This window comes from Vreelandella titanicae BH1, from assembly GCF_000336575.1.
In the GTDB taxonomy this organism is placed as follows: Bacteria; Pseudomonadota; Gammaproteobacteria; order Pseudomonadales; family Halomonadaceae; genus Vreelandella; species Vreelandella titanicae.
This window is the reverse complement of record NZ_AOPO01000002.1, coordinates 242,999-268,136: the sequence shown is the minus strand read 5'-3', so window position 1 is coordinate 268,136 and position 25,138 is coordinate 242,999. Positions and strand designations below refer to the sequence as shown.

Below are 25,138 nucleotides of genomic sequence, written 5' to 3'. Positions count from 1 at the left end.
TGCTGTCGCTGGAAGCTGGGCCAATCAGATAGCTTTCAAGCAGGAAATTGCGTTTAAATAATAAGAACAATTTTCTCGGCAGATACCTGCCACAACCGGATTTTGACGGGCGATCGCAGCAATTTGGGCATGCAGATGAGTAAGTTACGGACAAAGCTGTGGTTCGCTGTTGCTGCATATTTTCGCCTGAGCAATGAGGTCAAGGCGGATACAGATCTTACTCTGCACGCGGGAACCGGCCGGGTTTCTACAACGCGGGCAGAAAACACTCAGTTCTAGGCTTGAAAACCCCGTTGGCTTTCGAAGCTAAGGCTGATGTCGGCCCGTCGGAATAGAGCTCGCCACGGATAAACGATATGCCGCGCGCTCAGGGAATAGTAATACGTTCCGCGTCCAGATCTTTGACCTGCTCAATGAGTTCCTATTTGGCCCAACGCCGTGTCCACCGGAAAATCAGGATCGCAGCAAATAATTTTTCCGAATGCAGCAGCTTGTTATATGCTGGACAATAAATCAAATAAAGCAATGACTTAAGAAGAAAAGGTCTACCATCACAACACTTAATCGGCTGAGTGGATGAAAATAGCTGACGGAGCCTCCTGCCCAAAAAGTCGTTTTTGGCGGTCCTTTGCAAGTTTTTCATAGCGTCTATTCAGTGGGTTTTTTAGGCTCGTACTAAAGGCCGCAATCGAACCGCCGTATTGAATAAAGCTATTTCTCCACATATCAAACCGGCCATCGACACATTGTGTGAAAAGAACTCCGGCCTGCCAAAACGCAACAGGATTATTAGTTTCACACATGATATTGAACCAGTGTTGAGCCCAGCTATTGTGCCGATAGGCAGTGACAGCCGCCTCATACGCTTTGCCGAGCAGGCCCTCGGTATCTTTGAATTCTGCTAATGTCCTTTCAATGTGTGGGCTATTATCGCAAAAGCCAGCAACCATGAGCCCGCGAGCAATTTCGGCTGGCTCAGGCTGTGCAATCTTTTCATCGATATAGGCATCAAGAAAAGACCCTTGATTGCATTGCAATGCGGATAATACTTCGATTGCAATCGCTTGGTCAGTTGCCGCGCTGTCCAATCGCTTTCTACGCAACGCATCAAAAGATGAAGGTTTGCCTCCCTTCCAGGCGCTAATTGACCCAAGATCAACGCCGCTCTTACCGAATGTAAACCTTACCAACGGGCGGCTATGTGCCGTTCTCTTAAATAGCAGCACACTCTTCTCAGGGTTGGTGTCTGCAATCGCACTAGCCACCAGCAGAATGAGATTGTGGACGACTGGGAGCCTAGTGTCGTTGATCTCCATGAAGAGGTCACCCCACTTATTTATAATTTCGGGATCGATAACGGCCAACGCCGCAAAATCCTCATACGTAAGGTGATCAAGAATGATATGCGCTTTTGCTGCTGTTAGCTCTTCCCTGAAAGCAACGAACGAGTCTTTATTATGTTTTTGCCTATCGCGGAATTCATTATCGCTCTCGGATAAACGTCTGAAAAAATCTTCTATATTCTCTGAGGGCGTCTCTCGCTCTGAGACAGAGAAAAGTATTGGATCCTCGGAAAAAATATACTCTGCCTCCAACTCAATTTCAGGAGTAACCAGCTCAATCGGTAGGCCGACTGCACAGTGAATAGAGGCATCAATGCGTTGAGCAATTTGCTGAACCGCTGACCTGTTGAGCACCGTTGCTGCTCGCCCATAGAGTGATGGTGAAATCCGGTCTATAACCATACTCTCATCGGTGAGTCCGGCTTCTGCAGCCTTTAGCAAAGCAATAGAGCCGTACCAGTTCTCAAAATTACCTTTACCCTCGGACAGAACGTATTTCCAGCCACTCTCCGCTACCGCCCTTATTAGGTCGGGATGCCCCGAGTGGGCTGCCAGACCGAGTGCGCTGCTGCGAAGCCGCCCCTCTTTCGAAGTAATGGAAGACCGAGTGAAATCGCATATCTCGGTTGAGAGTTCGGCGCCCGTCGCTGCAGCTATCTCAAGAAGTAGGTGCTGCCTATAACATTCCGTGCCCTCGGCCAGGGTTTCTTTTAAGAAACGGTCGAGGATCTGTGGATCGGGAGTTTTGGTTTCATCGATGAGTTCCAGCAGGAGTGGCTGATCCTCGGTCGTTGCCAGCAGAATTTCAATCTGCTCGGAGCAATCAAGGAATGGAAAAGCGATGAGCAATTCATACTGCAGCAAGATGCTCTCACCTTTTGGCAGTCCTTGATTATCGCCTGCTCCTTGTGCATTTTTCCATTTTTCGACCAGAGCCCGTGCCTGATCCTCCGTGGCGAGCGCGCCATGTTCGCGCAGCTCCAATAACCCTTGTCGAAGCGATATGTCGGTGCGTTTCACAACGTCCTCTGCAAACTCGCGAAGCTTAGCTGCGGCGGCTTTCAGTGCAAAACGAGCAACGACCGGCAGGGAATCAACAAAAACGTGATCCTGAGACGATTGCCCTCTACCCTGTCGGAGCGCGGTGAAATCAAGGCTCTGGTAACGCTGGACTGTTTGATCCATGTTAGCAGGTACCGGTGCTGACGGATCACAGGCCTCTATTTTTTCCTTTGTAGGGAATAGGCGGTGTGGTATCTGACGATCATGGGTTAGTTCCTCATAAAGGATGCTAGCTTCCCGATCGTCACCTGAATCGCCCGTTGCTCGCAAGATTCTAAGCAGAGCCCACTTGCCTGTTTTTGAGATGGTATCAGAGGTCAGATCCTTGCAACTTCGCAACAGTGAACTTCGCGTCTCTGACCAATCACGAAGGTTCAGGCTAATGAGGGCAAGGAAATCCTTGCTTGGCACCTGATAGGAGCCGTTAAGCGCGTTGGCAAAACTCCAGTCAGTAAGCTCGTTTGCGAACGGTGCGAGTCTCTTGCCAGCCAGCAAAATCAAAGCAAGCCCCGATAGCGCATCCAGATCACCCTCCATTTTTATTAGGCGGCTCTGACGAGTCTTTTCGGCGGGTGAGAAGGCAGCAAGCTTGTCATCCATTTCCGCTTGCAGCTTTTCACGCTCCTGCTGAACTTTGTCCTGGGGATCACGGCGGACGTGACGATGCATACGGCGCTCCACCGCCAGAGAGTATGCGCATAGCCAATCCCGAACTTCCTGTGCCACCGAGTCCCAGACGGAACTTGATTTTACAGTTTGAACAAGCGCCGCTTGTATCCAATCGAAGTTTGGCTGTTGACTAGAATCCAAACAGAGATTCCGAGCCGCCTTTGCGATATCCAGCGGTCTTTCCCTTGCTAAACTAACCAAGGCGTCAAGCGAATCCGGCGGTGGGTTCTGAAGCTCGGCGAATCCCTTAACAAGTGCCTGGGCAATCTCAGGCGAATACTCATCATCGTCAGCCGCGCATACTGTAATTGCCGCTTTCACTGCCTCAGCCGTTTTATCTAGCGCTTCGATCGGCTCAAGAACCTCCTTGAGAGCATCATCAAGACTACGGTTGTTGCGCTTGGCTTTGCGCAGATTTTCGATAATAGAGAACCCAAGGGCCAATGTTAGCCCCTCATCCCTGAGTTCGTATTTTTGCGACTCCCCGGGGACGGCGGAATAGAAGCGGCCTTCGGCAACCGCTGGAACTTCGCTGTCAAAGATGCGCAGATCGTCCTTTACTTGGCTCGTAGCGCGCATTATTAGTTCCTGCGCTTGGCCGCGTAGATGCGCTACGAATTCGATAGGATCGTCACCAAAGTCTTCCTTGATTCCTGCCATGATATGCTCGAACAGCAGGCGTTCGATGCTAAGTTCCTCAAATATCGCAACATCATCGCCGAAAACCTCAAGTGCAATCGACAGAATGCGAGGATTCCTTAGGAACTCTGCAACAGTTGGATTGAGCTTGTTAAGGGGAACCAGGTGCTTTCTTAGAATGCTCTCACGTTCTTCAGCACCCCACTTGGGAACAACGACTTCTTTAACAGGGTATGTCAGCGCCTTCCTAACTCGCGTGTTGAAGTAGTGTGTGCGTGCAGTAAGTACGATGCGACCGCCACGCTGGTTAACATAGGTTGCGACGTTGCTGATGATCCTGCCCCACCTGCAGTCGGGGCGCTGATTGACTCCGTCGATTACGAAAACGAAGCGAGGCCGTGACGGTTTGCCGTCAGTCGCCCATGCCTTCAGGCGGCGCCGCCAGCGGATTATGCTCTCATCGCTTTTTACGCTGCCAGTCTGCCCAACGAGTTTTGTAATCAGAAGTGCCTCTATGTCGTCTTGTGTAGCGACCTCTGAAAAATCATCAGGCGTTAAAAACACCAGAAGTGGCTTGTCAGGTTGTGCAAGCCATGACTGCAACACGATCCATGATTTGCCACAGCCTTCCTCGCCATGGACGCAGACAATATTGTCATCATCCATATTCGATAAATATGTCCGCAGTTTAATGACTAAGTTGTTGCGGGCTAAAACGGTGACAGCTCGGTCTCTGGGTGCGAGGGGCTGACCGAGTTCGATGCGCGCAATGGCCTTTTGCGATACGGTTTCTTCGAACCATATTACGTTGGCCTTCTCTGCCATCACTGTGGCCATTCCCGACGCGTCGAGGCTTCTGCGAATTGACTCTTCTTGGTGCGGAAACCGAGCATCTGAACGAATAGCATCCAGTGCAGAAAGCGCCACACTTAACACCTGATTGATGAGATTGGCTTTCAGAAAGGCTTCGGTCTTGATACTAGCTATTGCGAGCGCCACAGCCAGACGTGGAAAATCGGAAGGAGTCCAATCTAAAATAAGAACACTGATACCTTGCTGTGTTCCATCGGCACGCAAGTCGTCCGCCAACTGGCTAGGTACCTCACAGGTTGCGCCTAGTACCCAGACTAAGTCTGCGTGATCGTTGTGGCGGACAAGGTCGGGGATTTTTGACAGCACGTCTGCGCGCGGCAGTTTGTTCGTGTAGAGTTTGCCTTCGAAAGCAACAGCGCCTTCAAAAGCAGCCTTGCCGTCGATTCCGCGTTGGTAGCCGCTACTCGCAAGCCGAAAGGGGATGCTCGTTATTCCTTCAAGCGCTTCGCCAATAAGCCCTTCAAAGCCATCTTCTCCCGTTGGCTTCAGAGTCAGCAGAGCGTTCCTCAGGTTTTCAACATGGGTTCTAAATGGTTCGATCATTCGGGATCTCATACCTAACTGTTCAACACCAATGAAAGCACATGCTGCCTTTGCCTGCATGGTCGCTTTGGGTCAATTGCATCTATGCACGAGCATTCCTGTTTCGGCCAAGAGCGGACTTTTAGCTAAAGTTGATTCAATACGCAACACGCTCAAGCATTGTGAGATTCGCCAGTGTGCTCCCCTATCCTAGACTCCTTCCTACTAGCTTGATGAATCCAGGCATTTGCGGAGACTATGATTTATACCAGTTGTCGAAAAGACGTCTATACTTCCTATACAAACTTTAGGATCTTTCTCTCGGCGAAGCATGGCAAATAGTTTAATTGTTGATCAATCCCGCCAGGTGAACGGCACCCCGCGCTGAAAGCGGCATTTGTTCAGCGTTTCCCTAACGCTGCATTGGGCGAGGACATGGCCGTGGACTTGATTTGGGCATGGCTGGTGATGGGTCTTTCCTTCGGTGCTATCTTGCTCAAGCTGGCTTGGAAGGCAGACGGCTATATCAGCGAGGAATTCCGCAAGGATTTAAGTCGATACCTGTTAAGTATCAAGCCAGAACGAGTAGGTGCGGCGGTGAGTGTCTGGCCACTGCATTTCGCCATGCTTTTCGATCAAGTGTTCGGAAGCAAGCACATTAGCGTGCGCTGCTTCGCTCGTTCGTGCATCGCCTCGCTGGCTGCTCTTGCTATGGCATTGGTCGTTTATGCGTATGCCGCTCCTGCGGACTGGGATTACGTCAAGCATGCCGTCGCCTCGGGCGATCGCCTAGCCTTCTTCTGGAGCTTCGTGCCGGGCTGGCTCTTGGTCTTCTTTTTCGTCATGCTCAACCTGATTCCGGACTATCTCTCGCTGCTTGAGACACGCTTCGTGATACGGCGGATGGCATCGGTGGGCTCGATGCCGGGCCAGATAATTTGGCTGATGTTTGATTTTGCTGCAACACTCGCTATCTTCGTGATCCCTGTCGCCATTTTTGGGATGCTGGACGGCATGCCCGCGATCGAGAGTATCCGCAATGTCCTAGCAGCAGGGGTGCTAAGCCCGAGCGTGCCCGTCGACGGACGCATCTTGGCCGTGTTCGTGTGGACGACGTTCGCTACTTCGGTATGGGTTTGGATATACTGGGCCGCGCAGCGACTCACGCGTTTCACGAGTTCGATAAACCAGGGTGTCAAGTTCCTAAAGTACGTGTTGCCGATCAAAAAGCGCCCTCTACGCTCGGTCGGCACGGTGATGGCGTTGCTCGGTTGCCTAGCCTTTTGGGCTGTAACAGTGCCGCTCGTTGCCCGGACTGATCAGTCGGACTCCGATCTCCAGATACCTCAAATGGTCGAGGTACCGCCGGGATCATTTCTAATGGGCTCGCCAGATAACGAGCAAGGCCGATGGCCCGACGAGGGGCCACAACGTGTAGTTCGCGTTGAGGCGTTTCTAATCGGCCGACACGAGGTCACCTTCGATGAGTATGACCAGTTCGCGAGAGCGACGGGCCGCCCCCTCCCTGGTGGTTTCTTCTACGGGCGAGGCAGGCGGCCCGTAATAGGCGTGACCTGGCATAACGCAAAGGCGTATGTAGACTGGCTATCGGAGCAAACCGATAAGCTCTACCGATTGCCAACAGAAGCTGAGTGGGAATACGCTGCACGGGCCAGGACTACTACTGCACGCTATTGGGGCGAGGCTACAGAGCGAGGCCAGTGTGTACATGAAAACGTGTTCGATACAAATAACGAGGAGGTTCTTCGAACACGCTTCGAGCACATAACCTGGGAAGCGCATCCTTGTGAGGATGACTACGCATACTCAGCACCGGTGGGGAGCTTTAGGCACAACGACTTTGGGCTGCACGACATGCTGGGCAATGTGGCGGAGTGGGTTGAAGACTGCTGGCACGAAAACTATAAAGGTGCACCTGTGCAGGCAAGGCCTGCGTGGCTAGAAGAGGACGGGGGCGTCTGCGTTGATCGTGCGGTGCGCGGTGGTGCATGGGACGGCAAACCACGGAGGGTGCGTTCAGCCTACCGCTACCGATTCGACGCCAGAAACCGGAACGACCTTGTCGGATTTCGTCTGGCCCAAGATCCGTAATTCTCTGTTCTGCAGTAATGCTCATCCACTGTCTAGGGCTGGATTTTTATTAATAACTAACGTAAATCTTTTTAAGTGCGTAGGGCGAGCAGCCCTTCTGATAACGGCCAGAAGCAGACATTCAGCACAACTGAAATAACAAGTAATACAGCCACAGCGAAGCCGTTATCTGCAATTGTAAGCTAGGGCTAAATCGCAGTCGTTCACTAGGCTGCTCGTTCGCTATCGCCGATCTTGGCCTGCGCAGCCATGCTACCAAACTGAATTAATATCTATACACCAAGTGATCATAATCACTATCAATAAATCCAGATTCAACACCAAACAGGACTCCAATTTCTTTTATCGCACAGAGAACGTCTCGTTGAATCTTCTGCATGCTTCTTTCTGAGAAATCGTGCTGAAACTTAGCTGCAAAACTGAAACCTATATAAACTACCGGATCCTTATAATGAACAAGATAGTTTCGCATATCAAAAAGATCCTGGATGCCAGCTCTCCAACTTGAATCGCCATAAGGCAACCGAGAGATTTTGTACAATTTTTTTAGCTTGGCTGTTGTGCTTCCATAACTTCTCTCATTCTCTTCTTTAGCTATTGGATGAGCATGCCAAACTAAATTTATAAATGCCTCAAATGAAATTGCCCAGCCAAGAATAGCTTCAATGCAGAGAGCAATAGTTTCATCATCTTCAAACCCTGGACCTTTAAAGGAATAAGGTTTTCCAGACTCTGGCAAAGAATCAGGAACCTCAACCATCTTCTTCTTAGCTTCATCAAAACTATTGTTTGCTCTCCTTAGCATGAGCTGCTCAACATTGAGCCTGTATCCATATGTCATATATTTCTCTGCGCTTCAAAGTTTCATTAATCTGGCTTTTTTTCGGCCAAAAGCAAGCGTTGAGCATAGCCTAATCTAAACATAGTCGATCGTTAAGCCGACACCGGCAATGCAATAGACCAATCAAACCAAAGCTCCTCGGAGCTACTAGAAAGACCGATCCAGTTTACCCGGACATCTTTCGTGGCAGAGCTCGCATTCGCCTCGGCCAGTTGGGTATTAAAAGCGGATTCCGCTAGTGCTCCTGGTGTGAGTACGCAAAGTGCTCCAAAAGTGTAATGGTTGCTCGTCCATGAAGGTGGAAACTTTACTTAATATAGAAGTTCACACGTTCTCAATGTCGAACGGTACCTAAAGTGTCCTTCTGGGCAAACAAGAAATTCGTTAAATGTCAGCTTCCCGAGTGGAACCTCAAGAGTCGGCAGCTTGAAGCCCTGCTTCGGGCTGTCAATAGTGATGGCAAGGGCCACTGAGCGAGCAGCCCCATCCACATAGAATTCGATCTGCGCTAGCGCGTCCCCAAAATTATATTGCCATATCTCCTCGCACTGCCGGTGCGGCGGACCTAGTGATGCAACCACGAACTCTTTAGAAACCCCAGGGCCTATGTGCTCGAAAAAATTCCGCGGAGTCTTCTTAGCTTTGATTCTATGGGGAACGAGTCGGCCGTAAAGATACTTGACTCCCGCTAAGAAAGCGGACCCACCCAATCGAGTTGCTAATGTTTCAAATATCACAGGCGCCAATATCCTTTGGTCTGACGATAATCGGTGGCCGATCGGCTCCAGCGACCGATGCTGCGGCCATTACATCAGCATAGCCTGAAGCTACCCCATTCGGACAGAAGCAGTCTTTTAGGTAGTGCTGTTATAACGCCGTGCTCACCGGTAAATTAGGAGCGCAGCGAGTAATTTATCCGCATGCAGCAACTTGTTACATGATTTCATCTGCGCCTTCTCCGTCTACGACGAATCAACGGCTTGTATTCTTGTTCCAAACTCAAGTGATACTTATGGAAATCTTCGTTGTCTTCCTCTTTACCAATCCTGCCGAACTCAAAGCTTATCCCTCGACGTTTAGGGCCAAACAGCCGGGCATACTCTCCCTGGAAAGCTTGAAACGAGTTCCACTCATCTGAACGACGCTTTTCATCATTATAATCGGAATGCCAAACCTTACGACCATACTCGTCAAATGAATCCGCCCGACCTCCCTTATATCCGATAATCATTTCCGATGAAAACGTTATAGACCTTGGGTCAGGCATTAAAAGATAGGATTTTCCGATATCATCCCATCGTTTAAAATCTATATGTTTTTCTGGGTATAGCCAATCTTCCTTAGCTGCTGCTATGTACCTATCGGCTCGCTTTTTGATCACGTAGTTTATCGATATAACTTCTTGCTCAGACAGCATCCGATTTGTTTGTATGGTGGTAAAATTAAACATCGCGCTTCTGAACAATTCTGGATGAGGTCTCCCCTTGAGCGGGTTTCCGTAGGGGTTCCGAGCCCATGAAAGGTTTGTCAGTATAAGACATTTTGTACTGCTAAGCGGAAAAATTGAGTGAGTACCGTCCAGCCAGATCCCAGGCTCATTAAAACCCCTGCACCAATGAGATTCGGGAAAACAATTTTGATTGTAAGCAGTGACTGGATTGTCCGAAATAATGAATTTAGTATTAGCGTCCGACGCGTCAACAATACTCCAAACGCTCTCTGTCCAAAGAGCACAATGCATTCTATGTAATTTTTGAAGCTCAAATAGCAATGCATTCTTGTCTTCGCTTTTAGTAATTTTCTTTAAATAACCAAGCCCCCTTGGCGTTCTAAGTTTCTGAGAGCTGATATACGGTAAAAACGCATTGAGTGCGTCTGGGTCGACGCTAGGATGGGTGAAATCGGAAAAATACTCGACAGCATCTTTTCCTTTGGCGTCTATTTCCCCAAAAAATCGCTCCTCAATTTCAGTGGATTCCCAGCCTGGAAATTTCGTCGTATATAAATTCTCCTTATAAAAACACCTTGGCGGCCCCCACCGCAAAAGTGCTTTCCTCTGGTATTTCTTTCCATTTGGAGCAGTACAGGTCTCGGGATTCATGTCCAAGTAGTGGAATTTGTTCTCGCCCGAACATCCATCCAAGAATCTGTACTGATACCACTGAGGCACATAATGGTGGCGTTTGTAACTAGGCAAAAATTGACTCCATTCGTTGAACCCCCACTACATGTAACAGCGTATTAGACTGCGCGTTCTATGATTGAGTGAACGTGCCGGCACTTTTTTCCGATAAATGCAGCCTACCAGATTCTCTCAAACTCATGATTCTTTTAGTTATTGATTTTAATTAGGAAGCATAGCCTAAACTCGCGCTCCTGCTGCATTTCCCGCCATTACCGCTTTGGGTCGAGCCCCGACTTTAAATTAACCTTAGCACATGATGTGCACGAATTGACCCATTCTTTGACCTCCACCTGATGGAGGATCATGCCGTGAACGTTTTGACTGAAATTTCCTTTACACCTACACCTTGGAATAAAGGCAAGTTAGTTGGGCAGAAGGCGCCTCTGCGCCTTCGTGACATCTGGGCCATCCGTGTTCGTCTTCAGCTTGCCAAAAAGACGAGAGACCTTGCCCTCTTCAATTTAGCCATCGATAGCAAATTACGGGGCTGCGATCTTGTCAATTTACGAGTACGGGATATAGCCCATGGTGCGTGCATATCCCCACGAGCCATTGTGATGCAGCAAAATACACATCGGCCTGTCCAGTTCGAAATTACCGAGGAAACTCGCATCGCTATTATCGACTGGATACAGCTTGCTCAGCTCCGAAGCGAAGACTTCCTGTTTCCCAGCCGAATCAATAGCGCAAAGCATCTTTCAATGCGCCAATATGCCCGTATTGTGAAAGCCTGGGTTACCGAAATAGGTCTAGATGCGTCAATGTATGGCACGCACACGATGCTTGGTACAAAAGCTTCGCTGATATACCGCCGCACGAAAAACTTGAGGGCAGTGCAACTGCTCTTGGGTCACACGAAGCTGGAAAGCACCGTCAGGTATCTAGGGATAGAGGTAGATGACGCGTTGGAAATGGCAGAACAGACAGAAGTTTGATGCGGATAAACGACGGTCTACTTCGGGCCGTCGTTGTCCGGCCAAGAGTGGTCTTTTAGGTTACATTGCTTGTCCTCAGAAATCAGCAGTACATAACGCCCTGATAGGTGTAAGCAATGCAATAACGATGTTCCCGGCATACCCCTTAAACAATAAACTCAACGAACAGTAAAAATGCCACGCATTTCGAATCAACTTTAAATAGCTTGTTATCTTTATTGGTTGATTGATTGTTTCGCTATCAACTTCCATGAGTGTACATCAGGCTCACATTGCAATAATTTTAAATCTTTCCGCCCCCATGAAAGAAGAACCTTGTAGTGGTCAAGTAAAACTGGCCACCGGTTTATAGTTAACCCAGTATTTTTCCTCTGCCTGATTTGGACTCATACCACCGTTATGTTGGTGAGGCCTAAGCTGGCTGTAATACCCGATTAAATAGTTCACGATATGGTGCTGCCCCTGCAAGAATGAGCGATAGCCATACGTTGGCACCCATTCAACCTTTAAGCTCCTGAAGAAACGCTCCATTGGCGCATTATCCCAGCAGTTACCACGTCGGCTTAGGCTTTGTTTTACCTGGCATTTCCAGAGTGTCTGACGGAACTTACGGCTCGTATAATGACTGCCCTGGTCGCTGTGGAACATAACCCCTTTTGGCCGCCCACGGCTCTCATAAGCCATTTTCAATGCGCTGCTGGTGAGTTCGCTATCGGGCGATAACGACATCGACCAGCCAATCGTTTTCCTAGCAAATAAGTCCATGACAACGGCTAGATAAGCCCAGCGTTTGCCAGTCCAGATATATGTGACGTCGCCACACCAAACGCGGTTGGGCGCCTCAACGTTAAACTGACGCGCTAAGTGGTTCGGTACCTCAACATGTTCATCACCTGTTTTCTTGTAGGTGTGCCCAGGCACTTGGCAGCTAATTAGGCCAAGCTTTTCCATCAGGCGGCCAGCGCGATAGCGACTTAACGGCACATCCTGCCTTGTCGCCATCTCTGCGATGCTGCGCGCCCCTGCCGAGCCTTCGCTCTCGCGAAAGAGCTCTCTGACCTTGGCTATTTCCTTAGTCTTCGTGGCACACACAGGTCTTTTTGAACGTTGTCTCCAGTATTTAAAGCTGCTGCGATGCACGCCAAACACGTCACACAGTTTTTTTACCGGGTAGCTCGTCTTGAGTTTCTCGATTAGCGAGAAGTGTTCAGGGAGTCCGACATCAAGAGAGCGGTAGCCTTTTTTAGGATGTCTTTTTCCATCTCAATGTCACGGATGCGCTTTTCAAGCTCGCGAATCCTGAGCTGATCGGGTGTCATGGGCGTTGCTTTAGGGCTTTGGCCATCACGCTCTTGGCGTAACTGACGAACCCATTTATCCATGCTCGAATACCCCACATTCATGGCTTCAGCCGCTTCTCTAACTGTATAGTTTTGATCAACGACTAGCTGTGCTGCTTCGAGCCGGAATTCAGGGCTAAAGTTACGTTTTGGTCTTGTTGCCATGCTGCCACCTAGTGATGTCTTGGTGCATATTAGCACCTCTAATTAGGTGGCCAAATTCACTATGCCACTACACCTCTTTAAGTTCATCACCGGAAAAAACTTTCTTTTTAGTCACATTCTTATATATATGCCGACCTAAATACACTTCCTTAATAGCATTTTCTGGTATATCAAAACAATACAATGGACGTCCCACTACTGAAATTTTATTCCAAGCGTTACTACGGCCCTTTCCAAAATGGTAACTAAATTGCAGAGCTGATATATCCTTAACAACTCGAACTTCTTCTTCGTAACTCCATTCAATAGATTTGTATAGAAATGCCCTTTTAACTAAATTAAACGCATGAGAGTTAAATTTGATGCCATTTCCTATACTCATCAATTCTTCACTACTTAGAGTAGGCAAATTTTTATGCGGCTTAGTTGCCGAATAAACGATTTCTCCATGCTGACAGGGTATGACACATGCATCTTCATCAGTAAATCCAGCTAATTCAACATCGAAGCCAATTACTACACCTTGGTGTTCGTCTCCATAGTGGGCCCACATTAATGGGTTCAATGGCTGTCTTGTTAATGACAGCACGCCATAGTTTCTTGAAAATCGATTTTTACACGCATTCGTAGCCATTCTTGCGGTTACGAATGAACCGCCACCCTCCTCAAAGCCAAAGGCAGTGCACTCGAATGGGTCATTCAGATCTTCTAGGCAAGAGAAGCCAAGTGATGAGCTTTCAATAACTGAAAGAGCCGCTTTAAACGACATATATTTATACAGAATCAACGTTTATCCTAAAAAAGCTAACGCTTAGTTCAGGTGCACCGGCGGCATCACCTGAAACTACTTGTTAGTAGGTTCTCCGCAGCCTCGCGATGCTTATCCCGACCGAGCTGCATACTGGTATGATCTAGAAAACTAATATCGTTTTGCGTCAAAGTAATAGCTTTTTTGGCAGGATCAACAAGTTGCATCCCTTTATTTTCTTTTAGCCAACGTCTTACCTGAGAACGTCGAAACCCCGGTTTAACTTCATTGTTGAAAATGACTAAATGGAATACCAGCGCACCAATAACGACTAATCGTATTACATGACTACCTGAGATCGCAGGAACCCAAGATAGGCGTATAAAAAATGGATTCGAGAACCCCTCATCCGAAATCGGTAACTGGCTGGCATATTTCTTTGCTTCGTCCTCGGATAGCGACGCAGGCTTAACTAAACCTGCCAATAAGAAGGTTTCTTTGGGGTGTTCAGCATCGCTACTACCACTACCGTTCAGGATGAAACCTTTTTGGTACTCGAACACGCTGGCTTGGTTCTTTGACGCCCGTGCAGAGTTGAATGAGATCTTTAAAAGCCAACGTAAAAGAGAACAATAGTCATAGTATACGACATGTTGCTTTATCAAAAAATTTTCGACGAAAATTCCGGCATTCTCAAGAAACTCCCTTCCGTAGTCATCTAGATCGTGCAGGACACCATTGTTGCAACGTTGACAGACGTCCTTGATTTGCGCTTCGCCACCTATGATCTTCTGTGCACCTTCATTCCATCCAATATGACCGCCATTGCGCTTTTGATAACGGTATAAGAAATTGGGAATTATATGTTCCCTTGTCAGTGAGCACTCATTTTCGCAGTAAGAACAAACTGGCATGCCGCCTCTCTACTAACAGTGATTATACCCCCTTTACATAACCCGAATGAACCCGGCAGTGCATTCATTCAGGTTATACCTTCATTCACGATCGATCCAATGGAAATTAAAATAAATTAAGTATAGATAGGCAGCACTGCTTAGATTATCGAGCCGGCTGCATCAGCATGCTGCTTTCGTTGGAAGGGCCGCTTTGGGTCGAAACCTGCCTAAAGCAGCCCTCTGTAGCCAGTCCAAAAGCGAAGCAAAACCACTTATCAAGATTATGTATCCCTGTCACCAAAATAGTCATCCTTCGCCACGAGCCCAATGCGGTCATCTGTATTGAAGGCCTGATCTCTGTCGCTATCTTTGCTGAACAAATTTTGCACGCGGCGTTCTTGTTTGAAGTAAGCCAACGTGCTGAAAAAGCAGCTTTCGCACAGGTAAACTTCATAACGCTCGCCGTCGTGTTGAGAGCCATAGCCCCAATGGGCTTTGAGGGTGGCGTACTCAAAATTTCCATCTGCTACACGCGTTGTGGTTAGGCATACATCGCACACCACATCGGTGACGGCCTCGACTTCAACTTTTTCAGTCACTTTCATTGCTATGCTCCTCGCCTACCGACCATGTACTCACTCACATGGCATGTGCAATGCGTGCCTATCTCGGCAAATGCTCATCACTTGTGCGGGTGGCTGGAACAAGCTCTTCCAGCTGCATAGCCTCCCAGTCCTCAATGCCTAAAGGCTCAAATGGCAGTTCATATTTGCCAACCGAGCCCTTAAGCCGCTGCAGAGGACCGCCGTTTGCTTTTACATCACTGAGCTCATTAGATTTTTCCATCTAACTGCCTCCTGTAAAGCGTGCGAGAGCATGAATGTATCATCGCAATAGACTCATCAACCTTAATCCACCCCAAGCGCTTTGACCACTGCATCAATCGGTTCGGCATAGAAATTGGTTTGAAACTTGGTGAACAGCTCACCAGGTATGGTAGAAATATCCATAGCGCTGCTCATGGGCAGGGTGACGCGCTTGCCACAGGCATCAAAAGCAACCTGCAGGCATTCCGCTAGACTTTCGACAAGCTTTAGGCTGCTTCCTAGGCTCATATCGCCCAGCACGACCATTTGGCTCTGAGTAGGTTTACCGACCAGACCTCAAGAGAACGCGACCAAGCTAGCGAGTGAGAGGTCACGCAAAACGCCGCTATTTTGTAGATCGACCACATGGAGGTGAAAATCATGCTCCAACACCTTACGGGCACCGCTGATGCGGCTGGCGTTGGCCTTGAAGTAATCAAACACTAATTTGACTTACTTTGGTAGCGGTGGAACTCCAAAGCCCTGACATGGCCAGCTTGCCGCTGCCTGCGGTTACCTGCATTTCGATGCGGTAAACCCCCGGCATGTCCTTATCACTCAGACCAATGGTATGCACCACGCCTGGCTTGCTCTGGCCTTCTGGAATCAGGCCGCCACCGCCCTGCCCTTTCACCGACACAAAGTGCTCTTCCAAGGTCTCTTTGTCAATGTAGCTGAAGTGGACATCGTAGAACTCCATGCCACCATTTTTTTCAGCCGCTCCTTCACGCGGCGGCGTACTTGCATGGCGTATTCCAGGCACTCCCGTATATCGTCTTTCATGTACTCACCATGAGGGAACATCTGCTTCAGCAGGCCCGACACAGTTTTACGTACCGCGATCACGTCACGTTGATTGAGGCTGTCACACAACGAGAAGTAGCAATCAATGTCATCAGCGAAGCTGCGTTTGCGCCTTTCACGGAAGAATTCAGCCAGTTAGTCGACGATAAACCCATAGCGCTGAGTGAAGAACGAGGGCCGCATCTTGGGGATTTCCAAACCAGGAATATAGGCATGAAAGCGATCAAAGAACGCGGCACCAATCATGGCATCGGTGAATGGCGTCAATAGGTGACTGGTTTTACAAGCGACTCCACGCTTTGGTTGATGTTGCCGACGAACACCATCGAGGCTGAGGCCTCCATCTCTTCGCGCCCACGGGCAAAAGAACCAGAGGCCATGTAGTTCTTCATGATCTGCACCCCGTCCTTATCCTTGAAAGAGATACCGGCCACTTCATCGAACGCCATCAAATCCCACATACCCACCAGGCCAATGCCCCGTGAGCTCATGTTGTAGAACAGGTTAGCCACCGTGGTTTGCCCGCCAGAAACCAAAATACTGTCGGCCCAGTACTACTGAGCTCTGAATACCACAAATGCTACATATTACTTTGTTTCAAGAATAAGGCTTGTCGCTACAGCTGTGCAATCCATTACCCCAAGCAATACTTTGGCATTGTTAAGCAATTGATACCGAACATCTCTTACTGGCATTTCCCAAGCTTTGCTGAGCAGGATGACGGTGATTTCGAAATCCCATGGCATCACGGGTTGGCCATTTAACTGTGCAAAGGGACCATCACTTTCAGGAACAACCTTTTCCTTTGGCAGCTTTTTGGCCAATGCCTTCCCTGCCGCAGAATTGAAAGCTGCTGGACCAATGCTGAACCAACAGCCTTGTGCAGCGGCAGCTTTAAGCTCCGATACCGACCCGGTGAACCAATGCAGAATGGGGATACCGTGATCTGGAAACTCTCTAAGTAACGTCAACACGTCTACAACCGCCTGCCTCGAGTGGATACTGAGCGTACGCCCGCCCAAATCATGGCATCGCTTCACGGCAGTAGAGAAAACTTGCTTCTGCTTTAGGTAGCTAGAGGCATACCTCTTGGAGCCATCCAAACCGATTTCACCGACAGTTTTGGCGCCATCAATCAGCTCTATAAGAAGCTCCAACTCCTGGAAACGATCGCCAGCGATTTCAGGGTGCAGGCCAGGGCTGATCAACATTGTCTCGTGATGACCAAGCACTGAACTCGTTGCTTGAAAGGCCTTCGGACTCGTAGTTACTAGCCACGTGAATACGTTGCGCTGCAGTGCCTCAGCATGCACTTCCCTAGCTTTGGGATAGAGATCTACGTGACAATGAAAGTCAATCAAAGCAATTGATCCTGAACAAGAACAGCTTCCAATTCAGCAAGCCCCTGCTTAAGGACTCGGCGATAGTCTGGACGCTCCTCAATTGATGCAAAAGCCAGTGTGCCCCCCAGGAATCGATCCAGCCCTCTCTGCTTGGCATCAAGCACAGCCAGAGCTACAGCCATAGGGTCATCGGGGCCACCTGACTTATCGCTGCCAACTACTGATGGAAAACGATAGTTGGTGGTATCGGACTCTGGCTCCCAGGCCAAGAATGCAGATCGACGAATCAAGCAAGGTACACAACGACCACAGTGCTGACGATTATAAGTTCTAAAGCGCCCACAGCTTGTAGAGTTTGCCGCCAACGCTCTCAACCTTTCTTGATCGAGGCAACCTCGCATCATCTCGCCTTTAGTTTGCAAGCGATAAGGCAGTACCAGCTCCACAGATATCCCAAGTTCATCAAGCACACTCTGGAGCATACCAATGAAGAGCGGGTGAGTTGTGCGTGTACTTAGGCTCGAGACTCTCCCGGGTACCAATGGAGGGTTAATGCAGATAAAGCCGTTTTCAGGAATGTAGATCTTAGGCTTTGGCAGATTAATCTTCGTGGAGGCAAGTACAGCAAACGCGTAGAAGGCCAAGGATCGGGCACGAGTCGACGATTCCCGTACACCTTTGAAACTTATACCGTGGCTCCACTGATAATGAGAGCCCCTGCCTGCCAACAACTCAGCATAGCGTCGCTGCAGCTCCGAATCTTTATGCGCAAGCTGGGAAACGAACAAAGGCCTCTTTTCTTCAGTCACTAAATCGATACCGCCAATCAGGCTATCGAGGCCGCCTGATAGCAAAGAAACGCAGTCGTTCTGGAGGTATCCGCCATCTCCCTGAGGAGGCTTATACCCTGCATCATTAAAAACCAAGGTCCAATAGTCGCCAGTCAAAACCTTTAGCATTTCCTCAAGGTGATACTTGAAGGGTACCCATCGCAGCGGCTCACAAAGTCCTAAAGTGAGTTGGATCGTACGCGTCCATCCGTCTGCACTGGTGCTCCTGGGGCTGGCCAAGTCAGCACTACAGACCGCTAGGCAAAACTGTACAAAGTCCCAAACTGCCGGTGATGGCCGGAATCCGACTCGCTTCAGTGTTCCATGCCAACGGTTGGCAATTGCACCAACATCATTGCGTTTGGCTCCTTTAAAATACGAGAAAACTCTCTCGCCTGTTTGCAACTGCTGCGGGATACGATCCGCGGTGGAGCACAAAATCTTGTTCATTCGGCAAATACCTGCAAAGCAGATTGAAGGACTGATTGAGCCAAGTTCTTAGGATCTGTATGTGAGGCTTTTTTCTCCTCCAGGGTCACCCGTACCTCTGCCCAGACCCACTCCCTTATGTCCGTTCGGCGCTCTTGGATCTGGGCTGGGTCATGCTTCAGTTTTTCGTAGGTCTGCCCGAGCTGCATATCGATGCACTGACAGATTTGATTAGCGATTGTCAGACCAATCACTTCGGCAATTTGAGCATCTGTTAAATCAAAAATATCGACGTTCGGGTGATTCTCGTAGAGCTTGGCTAGCGCATTAGTACCGGCATCACGTAAAGATTCTTCGTCAATACTTCCAGAACCTGAGATAACCTCTTTTAAAACCTCAAGCGCCAAGTCAGAAGCAGAAAGATTAGCCGCCCTACAGCGCTCTACCCAGTCCGTTACACGCGGATCCTTACCATCTCGAGCTGCTTCGAGGAATTGACCGAGAGCCCCGGCCCCTTTGGCTGTGCTACGCATAGTGGAAGCAGCACGGCTTGCTCCCCCCATTCCTTTTGACACCATGCTTCGGATAGCACCACGAAGATTGTCGCGATTGCCATTTTTTAGGTAAGAACCCATTTGCGATCGCGCAGGACCAAAGCGACGATCTGGAGCAATAACATTCTCGCGTGCCACAGGCGAATCACTGTCAGCCGCCCCCTCGCCATTGTCTTTTTCAGGATCTGACTGTGTTTCACTATCAGGGTTGCTTGGTGCCGTTCCATCTGGAGCGAGCCATTCTGGGTCAAAAGGAGATCCTGCACGGCCACCATTACTAGATGTTGAAGTCCCCATCAGCGCTTCGCCTTCAAGTTCACAATCGCATTCTTAGTTGTCTTAGGCAATTCGTTAAGATCCTTCCAGCGATCTAAGACCTCTTGCGCCCATGGTTGGGCACCTAGGGTTGGAATAATGCCGGGCCCGACTTGCTTTAGAGGAGCTTGTTCTAACAAGCTGGCTGCTTTTTTTCCAATTTCCGGAAAAACCTTGCAGCACTCAATAAGCATCACAATTTCATCATTGCGCTTCCAATTGCGAGTGGTGCTACAGCTCAGCCATGCTTTGGACATCGCCAGTTCGGTCTGATCAGGCCCAATCTTGTTCATAAGCTCTGTGAGGGATTTATGCCCACTAGTGGCAGTCTTTAGAGCATCACGAAGTTTTCTTGAATCAGGCGTCATGTTGTCATCGCCAAAGTCACGCGTGCCTGAGTCACGGCTCAGGTGAAGCAATGGGCGTAAATCTTCAGTACCAAGTGCAGGTGGCAAATCAAGCCACTGACGAGTAAAAGGGTTGTCCTTGAAAGGCTCGGGCAACCGAGCTTGGCTTGCAGCCGCACTCTCTGCTTCAGCAAGAACCTCTACTCGACCATCATTGTCTGAATGCACCTGTCCAGCCAACGCTTCAGCTAGAGCTTCATCACAACGCTCAATAAGGTGCCATTTTGCCAATGCGGCGATATCTAGCTTGATTCCCTGCGGCGCAGAAAGAGCCTCACGTAGATAAACCGTGTTTAGGAAGCGCTTCATAAGCCGAGGGTTAGCATTGACTGCTGATGAGCGATGAAGCATAGACGCCAATCCCTCTGCAAGATCCATCAAGCTTCTCAATGTTTCGTCTGTTCCGACTAGTTCATAGAGAAACTCTTGATTGATCGTATCGCCTCTCCAGCTGTTTCTCAGTCTTTCGGGAATGAGCTTGAGCGCGCTTTCGAACTGCTCTTTAGTGAAAGTACCAGCCTTGGCCTCTCGCTCGAGCAAGAGCAGTGCCAGGTAGGCTTTTGCCTCATTGAGACCAAGCCGTGGAACGTGAAGTGGAACCTGGATGAGCTTGTCAAAGTAATTGGTGGCAACGTCACTCGAGATCCCAGCCCCATCGAAATGAACTTTTACCGCTGCCTTAATAAAGTCGTTATCGGCAGCAACGACGAATGCGCTGCGGGGGATAAATAGCAGCAGGCGAATAGACTCCAGCGTTGAAATAGCAGTTTGCGGAAGGCACCGATCCAAATCATCGACAAAAATGACCAAGGTGACTTTTAGGTCGTCGAGGAGGCTTTCCAGCGTGTCACGGAAGGCTTGGATATGAGCTGGCATGGAAAACGGTTCACTTGGCCTCAATAAACCCGTTGCCGCAGCCGCGATACCTTCAGCATCGACTTCTACAGCTTGTGTTTTTCTTGCATCCGAAGAGACAAGGTTAACGATGGAATTGAACGTTTTGCCAAGGGCTCCGGCCGGAATGCCAGTCGTTAATGTCAGTGCGGCTTCACCGCTCAACTGAGCAATCCTGAGGAGGTTGATACGACGCCATAGTTCATCAACCTTATCTGCTATGGTCTCGTTTTCTTTCGCAAGTCGAACAATCTCGTCACCTACGATTTGAAGCAGAGCACTTCGCGCAGATTCAAAATCCTGATATAGCCACGGATTGAAAGTTAACACGACAAAAGTATTATCTGGTTTTTCGCTTAAATCTGGTTCAGATAATGTGTGTAAACGTACTGCAACCATCTTTATCAAAGATGACTTACCTGCTCCCCATCCCCCAGACACTCCAATGGAAATAGGAGCACCATCGGCGCGCTTCAGCATACTCGCACAAGCATCAGCAACTACGCCGAAATTCAGGTAATCAATAGCCGTCTCATTGTCATGCCACATGGTCTAACATCCGTTATCCAAACTGCGAAGCAGGCAAAAATTCTCGCCACCCAGGAGTCAAACGTAACCGGAAAAGCTGCTAATTTCCATTAGCAGTCTTTGTAATTTTCCGCTGGATGTTCGAATGGATTATTCTTGTCAGTATCCAAGGCTCGTTTAATAAACCGATGCACTAAAATAAGAAGTGGTAGGGCTTGTAGCCATCAAGGGGGCCTTTAATCTTGTTGCCCTATTAACCTCACCCTTTGGGTAAAACTTTTCGGTCTTTCGACATGTCGGCTGCAAAACCATCCGGCACTGGCTTAAAGCCTTCGCCTGGAGAACGGTGGCAGGATTGGAATTGGCGTAGTGCAAGAATGTCGATCTCGCCAGTGATGCAGTAATCGTGGTTGCCACCTTTCACGCGCAGTACATCACGTTTCCAGCGGTCTTTGTAGGGCGCACGTATGCGGCTATCGCCGTAGGTACGGTTGTTGCACTGAATGATATAGGCATGAATATCCAGTGCTGCAGATTCGATCAGCGCGTTGAAAGTGTCTATATCGGTATTCCATTCAGGAACAAACAATGCGTCCACTTTCCCTCTTAGATCGCCTCGGTACCGGATATTGGTTAACTCGCTGCATACCATCAAGGCAAAACGGAAGTTACCGTGCTTGATAATGGGCGGGTTCACCCAAGTAACATAGGGCACCATCTTTACACCAGATAGACGACGTAGTTCGACTTCTTCGTGGAGTGCAGGGAACTGCTTGTCCTGTCGATAAATCATAAGGGACGGAAAGCCCAGACCATCATGGGTCAGTGATGCCCAGACCTGGTTTCTGACCGTTTTCTTCTTAGCATGTAGATACTCTACACCTGTGATCAAAGAAATGCCCCGCCCTTTGAGCTTGTCGGCAATGCGCATGAACCACCGGGTTGGCAAGGCTAGCTCAGGAAATACCAAGTAACCCGCACCATCTGGACGCGAGATTAGCTCATTGATTAAGCGATTAAGTCGCTGATAGCGACGCCGACTATCGGGGTCTGCCTTTCCCATTACTACCGAGATGAAGCTTTTATCGCTCGTTTTCCAGCTTGCGACTGCTATGGTCTGTCTGGGAGTAGGCTTTCCATCGGGGACTCGCAACATACGCCCACTCCCCCCCCAGGTCGGCATTTTCTGTTCTTTAGGTGAAAAGCCTCGCAGGGAGAGAACTACCTTGCCCAGATCATCCTGATTTTCTTGTTTGAAAGGCTCCTTGGCGACCAAGTAAAGCTCTTGAAGACTGAACGGGCGTGTGGAGAAATAGAGCCCCAAGGGGGTGTTGTTTTCCAGCTTAACCCACTGCGAAAGAACCCTAATACCCGAAGTAACCGCCTCAGGCAAAAGCTCATCCACTGATGCTTCGATCAAGCTTCTGCGAGCTGGAATTCCTCTACGGCTGACCATCTCTTTCGGCAACCCGACAAATCGTAGCGGAATGTGCGCGAGGTCATGACTGAAGAGGCGAAGGTGATAATCCTTCAACTCCTTAATAGAGTGTGGGTACATGCTATGCCCGTCCCATAATGCTTCAGTGATTCTTAGCCAGTGCGACCTTACATGCAGTTCCCACTCACGAACCTTTGAGGTACCCAATCGTGGCGGTAATGCCGCGATAATGTTTTCTGCTACAGAATTATGAAGAGCCACCTGCCAACGCCATAGGGCATCGTTGCGGTCTAACTCAATGTCTGAAGTCAATGACTTAATGCTTGGCTGGCAGTCTTCAGAAACCGTTTCTATCAATTTTCTAAGGCTATGTAAGATATTCCCAAGCATCTTGAAATCCTTACACGCTACGGCCATGCGGATTACGCGGGGAAGATACTGCGCCAACTCAAAAAATGTTACCGGAGTAATCAGGTGGTCAATGACAGCCGAAAAAAAGGCGTGACGCTGGGCTCGCCATGCACTTGGAGTGAGATCCCGCTCGTATGCTTCGTAATCTCGAAGGTTGAGTGCGAAGCCTGCCCTGTGCAAAGTCAATGCGTCGGTCTTGCGTAGATTATCGGCATGCTCTCCAGCATGGTTTGTCGCTTTTAATAGATCTGTGGCAATTACATTTGGGTTTTCTGGAAGGTCTGGTAATGATCGCCACTCACTGGCGCGCTGGTTGACCTGCTCGCCGATGGCATTGACCAATGCTTTTCCCGGGCCACCGGACAATACGAAAAGTTTGTTCTTGCTGTTTTCGAACGCGACGTGACTGTTCTCAAGGTACCTCGGTTTGAACAGGATGCTTTTGTCTGTTGATTTTTCTTGTTTATCCCAACCTAGAATTTTAGATCCACCGTCTCGGCTGAATATCCATTCCCAAAACTTCTCCATGGTTTGAATATTACTGGAGTTTTCCATCACCAGTAGTACATCGTCCACGTATCGACCGTAGTAAAGCGGAACTACCTGCCGCTCAATGAACTGGTCAAGGCCGATTAACGCAGCATTAGCGACAACGGCGGAAGCTGGTAAACCCACGGGCAATCCTGTTTTAAGGGGCGTGCCCTTTGCCCAGGCAATCAGTGCGTTGATAAAAAGTTGGTGGAGCTTCCGTTGCTCTTGATCTAACTCAACACTTGCAATCTCCTGAAAGGCTTCGCTGAGCATAAACTTGGGATGAAGCCGATGATAAAAGCTGCTGACATCCGCAGTGAGCGCCAGAACCTTCTTCTTGTCATCAAGCGCCGTGCGCATAGTTTTAATTGCACCGTCACGCCAATCACTGAAAGGCTTTAGGTAAGATTTGAAGGAGCCAAGCGAAAACTCATTTACTTCGTTATCAATTGTTCTACGCAGCCGGCTACCGTAAATGTTTTGACTCAGTTGATCATCGAAGAGGTGCCCGACTTTCAGCATCCAGAGTGCCGAGAGCACATGGAAATCTATGCTGCACTTAGCCATGAGCCGAAACTCAGCAAAAGACTTTTCATCAGCTTTGTTGAAACAGGCCCACTCCTGTTCAGGGGAGGCATGAATCAATCCAGCTTTTTTGTCTTTTCCACACCTGATAGATTTAGGCGCGAGGGACCATGTTCCGAGAAAGTCAGGGTCTTTCACCCAAGTGGTAGACCTGCTATTGATCTTTTTTTGCAGCAGCTGAAGGTTTTCCTGCAAATTTTCCTCATAATCAACTATTGCAAAAAGTGAGCGATTGGTAGAGTAGTAGAGATCCACCTTGGCTTTGCGGAATGCGATACCAAGGGTTTTTAAGGTTACCGTCACTTAATCATCTCCAGTGATAATTGTCTTTATTCTGCATAAAGCTTTAGAATCTATTAAATGATTACACCCATCTTAATCACTCGAGAAAACTGCGTTTTTAAACCCAAGTCTATAGGTCGATATCATTTATCTACTAAGTCAGCATGGGACATGATAACTTATATACGACTTAGCAAAGGCAATGTTTACAACACTAACTGCTCCCGCTGGTTAGAATCTACGCTTAACGCATATAGGTCAGAAATATTCTGCAGCTTGTTTCTGCATATTTATAGCTAATAAAACTGCTAATTATAGGGTAGTAATTACTCTGTGACATGCGGCTGCGTCCCTATGTCTAGCATGTTTAATGCAAGGTTTTGTTAATGCACAAGACTGATTTTATATAAGACTATGCCGCTTGCCACCTGTGTTGCAAGGTCTACTTAGTTTTATTTTGACGTAAGCAATTAGAACGGAGGCTACAACAAGCACTCAAGCGGTCGTGCTGGTAGATTTCCAGCAGGCTTTTTACTTCTGGGCGAAGCAGCAATGGCTGTAATTTGTGTGAGCGGCTGGATTCCAATACGC

The 25,138-nt window shown here is 48.8% G+C and carries 17 protein-coding genes and 1 pseudogene; 2 read left to right on the top strand and 16 right to left on the bottom strand.

Annotation, left to right across the window (positions count from 1 at the left end; all coding sequences use genetic code 11):
- Positions 1-560: 560 nt before the first annotated feature.
- The gene (locus HALTITAN_RS05740; protein WP_039858307.1) at positions 561-5,129 is read right to left on the bottom strand and encodes an NACHT domain-containing protein; all 4,569 of its coding nucleotides are present in this window, start codon (positions 5,127-5,129) and stop codon (positions 561-563) included.
- Positions 5,130-5,543: 414 nt separating this feature from the next.
- Between HALTITAN_RS05740 and HALTITAN_RS24465 the strand changes: the two genes are divergently transcribed.
- Complete coding sequence (locus tag HALTITAN_RS24465) at positions 5,544-7,220, top strand: formylglycine-generating enzyme family protein (protein ID WP_051051888.1); 1,677 nt, start codon at positions 5,544-5,546, stop codon at positions 7,218-7,220.
- A 265-nt stretch (positions 7,221-7,485) separates the two neighbouring features.
- Here the strand turns inward: HALTITAN_RS24465 and HALTITAN_RS05730 are convergent, their stop codons facing one another.
- Together HALTITAN_RS05730 and HALTITAN_RS05720 are read right to left on the bottom strand one after the other, a co-directional pair.
- Positions 7,486-8,061: a hypothetical protein gene (locus HALTITAN_RS05730; protein WP_009286529.1), complete on the bottom strand. Its 576-nt coding sequence runs from the start codon at positions 8,059-8,061 to the stop codon at positions 7,486-7,488.
- Positions 8,062-9,004: 943 nt separating this feature from the next.
- Complete coding sequence (locus HALTITAN_RS05720; protein ID WP_009286527.1) at positions 9,005-10,258, bottom strand: DUF4238 domain-containing protein; 1,254 nt, start codon at positions 10,256-10,258, stop codon at positions 9,005-9,007.
- A gap of 296 nt (positions 10,259-10,554) precedes the next feature.
- Here HALTITAN_RS05720 and HALTITAN_RS05715 point away from each other — a divergent pair, with 296 nt between their 5' ends.
- Positions 10,555-11,181 carry a tyrosine-type recombinase/integrase gene (locus tag HALTITAN_RS05715; RefSeq protein WP_039858304.1) on the top strand — a complete coding sequence of 209 codons (627 nt, stop codon included), beginning with the start codon at positions 10,555-10,557 and terminating at the stop codon, positions 11,179-11,181.
- 324 nt (positions 11,182-11,505) lie between these two features.
- Here the strand turns inward: HALTITAN_RS05715 and HALTITAN_RS05710 are convergent.
- The 13 genes and pseudogenes from HALTITAN_RS05710 to HALTITAN_RS05655 all read right to left on the bottom strand — a co-directional run bounded on the left by HALTITAN_RS05710 (position 11,506) and on the right by HALTITAN_RS05655 (position 24,568).
- Positions 11,506-12,686 (bottom strand): IS3 family transposase gene (locus HALTITAN_RS05710; protein WP_085947146.1). Its coding sequence is split into 2 segments (ribosomal slippage): positions 11,506-12,419 and positions 12,419-12,686, totalling 1,182 coding nucleotides; the frame shifts between segments, so codons are not numbered across the junction.
- Positions 12,687-12,753: 67 nt separating this feature from the next.
- Entirely contained in the window at positions 12,754-13,473 is a 720-nt protein-coding gene (locus HALTITAN_RS05700) for a DUF2971 domain-containing protein (protein WP_009286525.1), read from the bottom strand.
- Positions 13,474-13,520: 47 nt separating this feature from the next.
- A complete protein-coding gene (locus HALTITAN_RS05695) occupies positions 13,521-14,348 on the bottom strand; it encodes a hypothetical protein (RefSeq protein ID WP_009286524.1) in 828 nt (275 codons plus the stop codon).
- A 263-nt stretch (positions 14,349-14,611) separates the two neighbouring features.
- Positions 14,612-14,935: a hypothetical protein gene (locus HALTITAN_RS05690; RefSeq protein WP_039858299.1), complete on the bottom strand. Its 324-nt coding sequence runs from the start codon at positions 14,933-14,935 to the stop codon at positions 14,612-14,614.
- A gap of 58 nt (positions 14,936-14,993) precedes the next feature.
- A complete protein-coding gene (locus tag HALTITAN_RS05685; RefSeq protein WP_039858298.1) occupies positions 14,994-15,176 on the bottom strand; it encodes a hypothetical protein in 183 nt (60 codons plus the stop codon).
- A gap of 62 nt (positions 15,177-15,238) precedes the next feature.
- Positions 15,239-15,445 (bottom strand): hypothetical protein, encoded by a 207-nt coding sequence (locus HALTITAN_RS25960; RefSeq protein WP_236557286.1) that lies wholly within the window; start codon positions 15,443-15,445, stop codon positions 15,239-15,241.
- A 187-nt stretch (positions 15,446-15,632) separates the two neighbouring features.
- A complete protein-coding gene (locus HALTITAN_RS25955; protein WP_236557480.1) occupies positions 15,633-15,959 on the bottom strand; it encodes a hypothetical protein in 327 nt (108 codons plus the stop codon).
- Positions 15,956-16,491: pseudogene (locus HALTITAN_RS25950) on the bottom strand (BREX system Lon protease-like protein BrxL); the annotation flags it as partial. The pseudogene HALTITAN_RS25950 and the gene HALTITAN_RS25955, both read right to left, overlap by 4 nt.
- A 96-nt stretch (positions 16,492-16,587) precedes the next feature.
- The gene (gene qatD, locus HALTITAN_RS05675; protein ID WP_009286523.1) at positions 16,588-17,361 is read right to left on the bottom strand and encodes a Qat anti-phage system TatD family nuclease QatD; all 774 of its coding nucleotides are present in this window, start codon (positions 17,359-17,361) and stop codon (positions 16,588-16,590) included.
- Positions 17,358-18,623 carry a Qat anti-phage system QueC-like protein QatC gene (qatC, locus tag HALTITAN_RS05670; protein ID WP_009286522.1) on the bottom strand — a complete coding sequence of 422 codons (1,266 nt, stop codon included), beginning with the start codon at positions 18,621-18,623 and terminating at the stop codon, positions 17,358-17,360. The genes qatD and qatC overlap by 4 nt, the downstream gene beginning before the upstream one ends.
- Complete coding sequence (locus tag HALTITAN_RS05665) at positions 18,620-19,453, bottom strand: hypothetical protein (protein ID WP_009286521.1); 834 nt, start codon at positions 19,451-19,453, stop codon at positions 18,620-18,622. The genes qatC and HALTITAN_RS05665 overlap by 4 nt, the downstream gene beginning before the upstream one ends.
- Entirely contained in the window at positions 19,453-21,321 is a 1,869-nt protein-coding gene (locus HALTITAN_RS05660; protein WP_009286520.1) for a KAP family P-loop NTPase fold protein, read from the bottom strand. The genes HALTITAN_RS05665 and HALTITAN_RS05660 overlap by 1 nt, the downstream gene beginning before the upstream one ends.
- 238 nt (positions 21,322-21,559) lie before the next feature.
- Positions 21,560-24,568 (bottom strand): reverse transcriptase domain-containing protein, encoded by a 3,009-nt coding sequence (locus tag HALTITAN_RS05655; protein ID WP_009286519.1) that lies wholly within the window; start codon positions 24,566-24,568, stop codon positions 21,560-21,562.
- Between the last annotated feature and the right edge of the window lie 570 nt (positions 24,569-25,138).

Excerpts from the sequence above, each read along its gene's own strand:
- HALTITAN_RS05690 (WP_039858299.1), bottom strand. The coding sequence starts at position 14,935 with ATGAAAGTGACTGAAAAAGTTGAAGTCGAGGCCGTCACCGATGTGGTG.
- HALTITAN_RS05695 (WP_009286524.1), bottom strand. The coding sequence starts at position 14,348 with ATGCCAGTTTGTTCTTACTGCGAAAATGAGTGCTCACTGACAAGGGAA.
- HALTITAN_RS25960 (WP_236557286.1), bottom strand. The coding sequence starts at position 15,445 with ATGAGCCTAGGAAGCAGCCTAAAGCTTGTCGAAAGTCTAGCGGAATGC.
- HALTITAN_RS05665 (WP_009286521.1), bottom strand. The coding sequence starts at position 19,453 with ATGGGGACTTCAACATCTAGTAATGGTGGCCGTGCAGGATCTCCTTTT.
- HALTITAN_RS05730 (WP_009286529.1), bottom strand. The coding sequence starts at position 8,061 with ATGACATATGGATACAGGCTCAATGTTGAGCAGCTCATGCTAAGGAGA.
- HALTITAN_RS24465 (WP_051051888.1), top strand. The coding sequence starts at position 5,544 with ATGGCCGTGGACTTGATTTGGGCATGGCTGGTGATGGGTCTTTCCTTC.
- qatC (WP_009286522.1), bottom strand. The coding sequence starts at position 18,623 with ATGAACAAGATTTTGTGCTCCACCGCGGATCGTATCCCGCAGCAGTTG.
- HALTITAN_RS05660 (WP_009286520.1), bottom strand. The coding sequence starts at position 21,321 with ATGTGGCATGACAATGAGACGGCTATTGATTACCTGAATTTCGGCGTA.
- HALTITAN_RS05685 (WP_039858298.1), bottom strand. The coding sequence starts at position 15,176 with ATGGAAAAATCTAATGAGCTCAGTGATGTAAAAGCAAACGGCGGTCCT.
- HALTITAN_RS05740 (WP_039858307.1), bottom strand. The coding sequence starts at position 5,129 with ATGATCGAACCATTTAGAACCCATGTTGAAAACCTGAGGAACGCTCTG.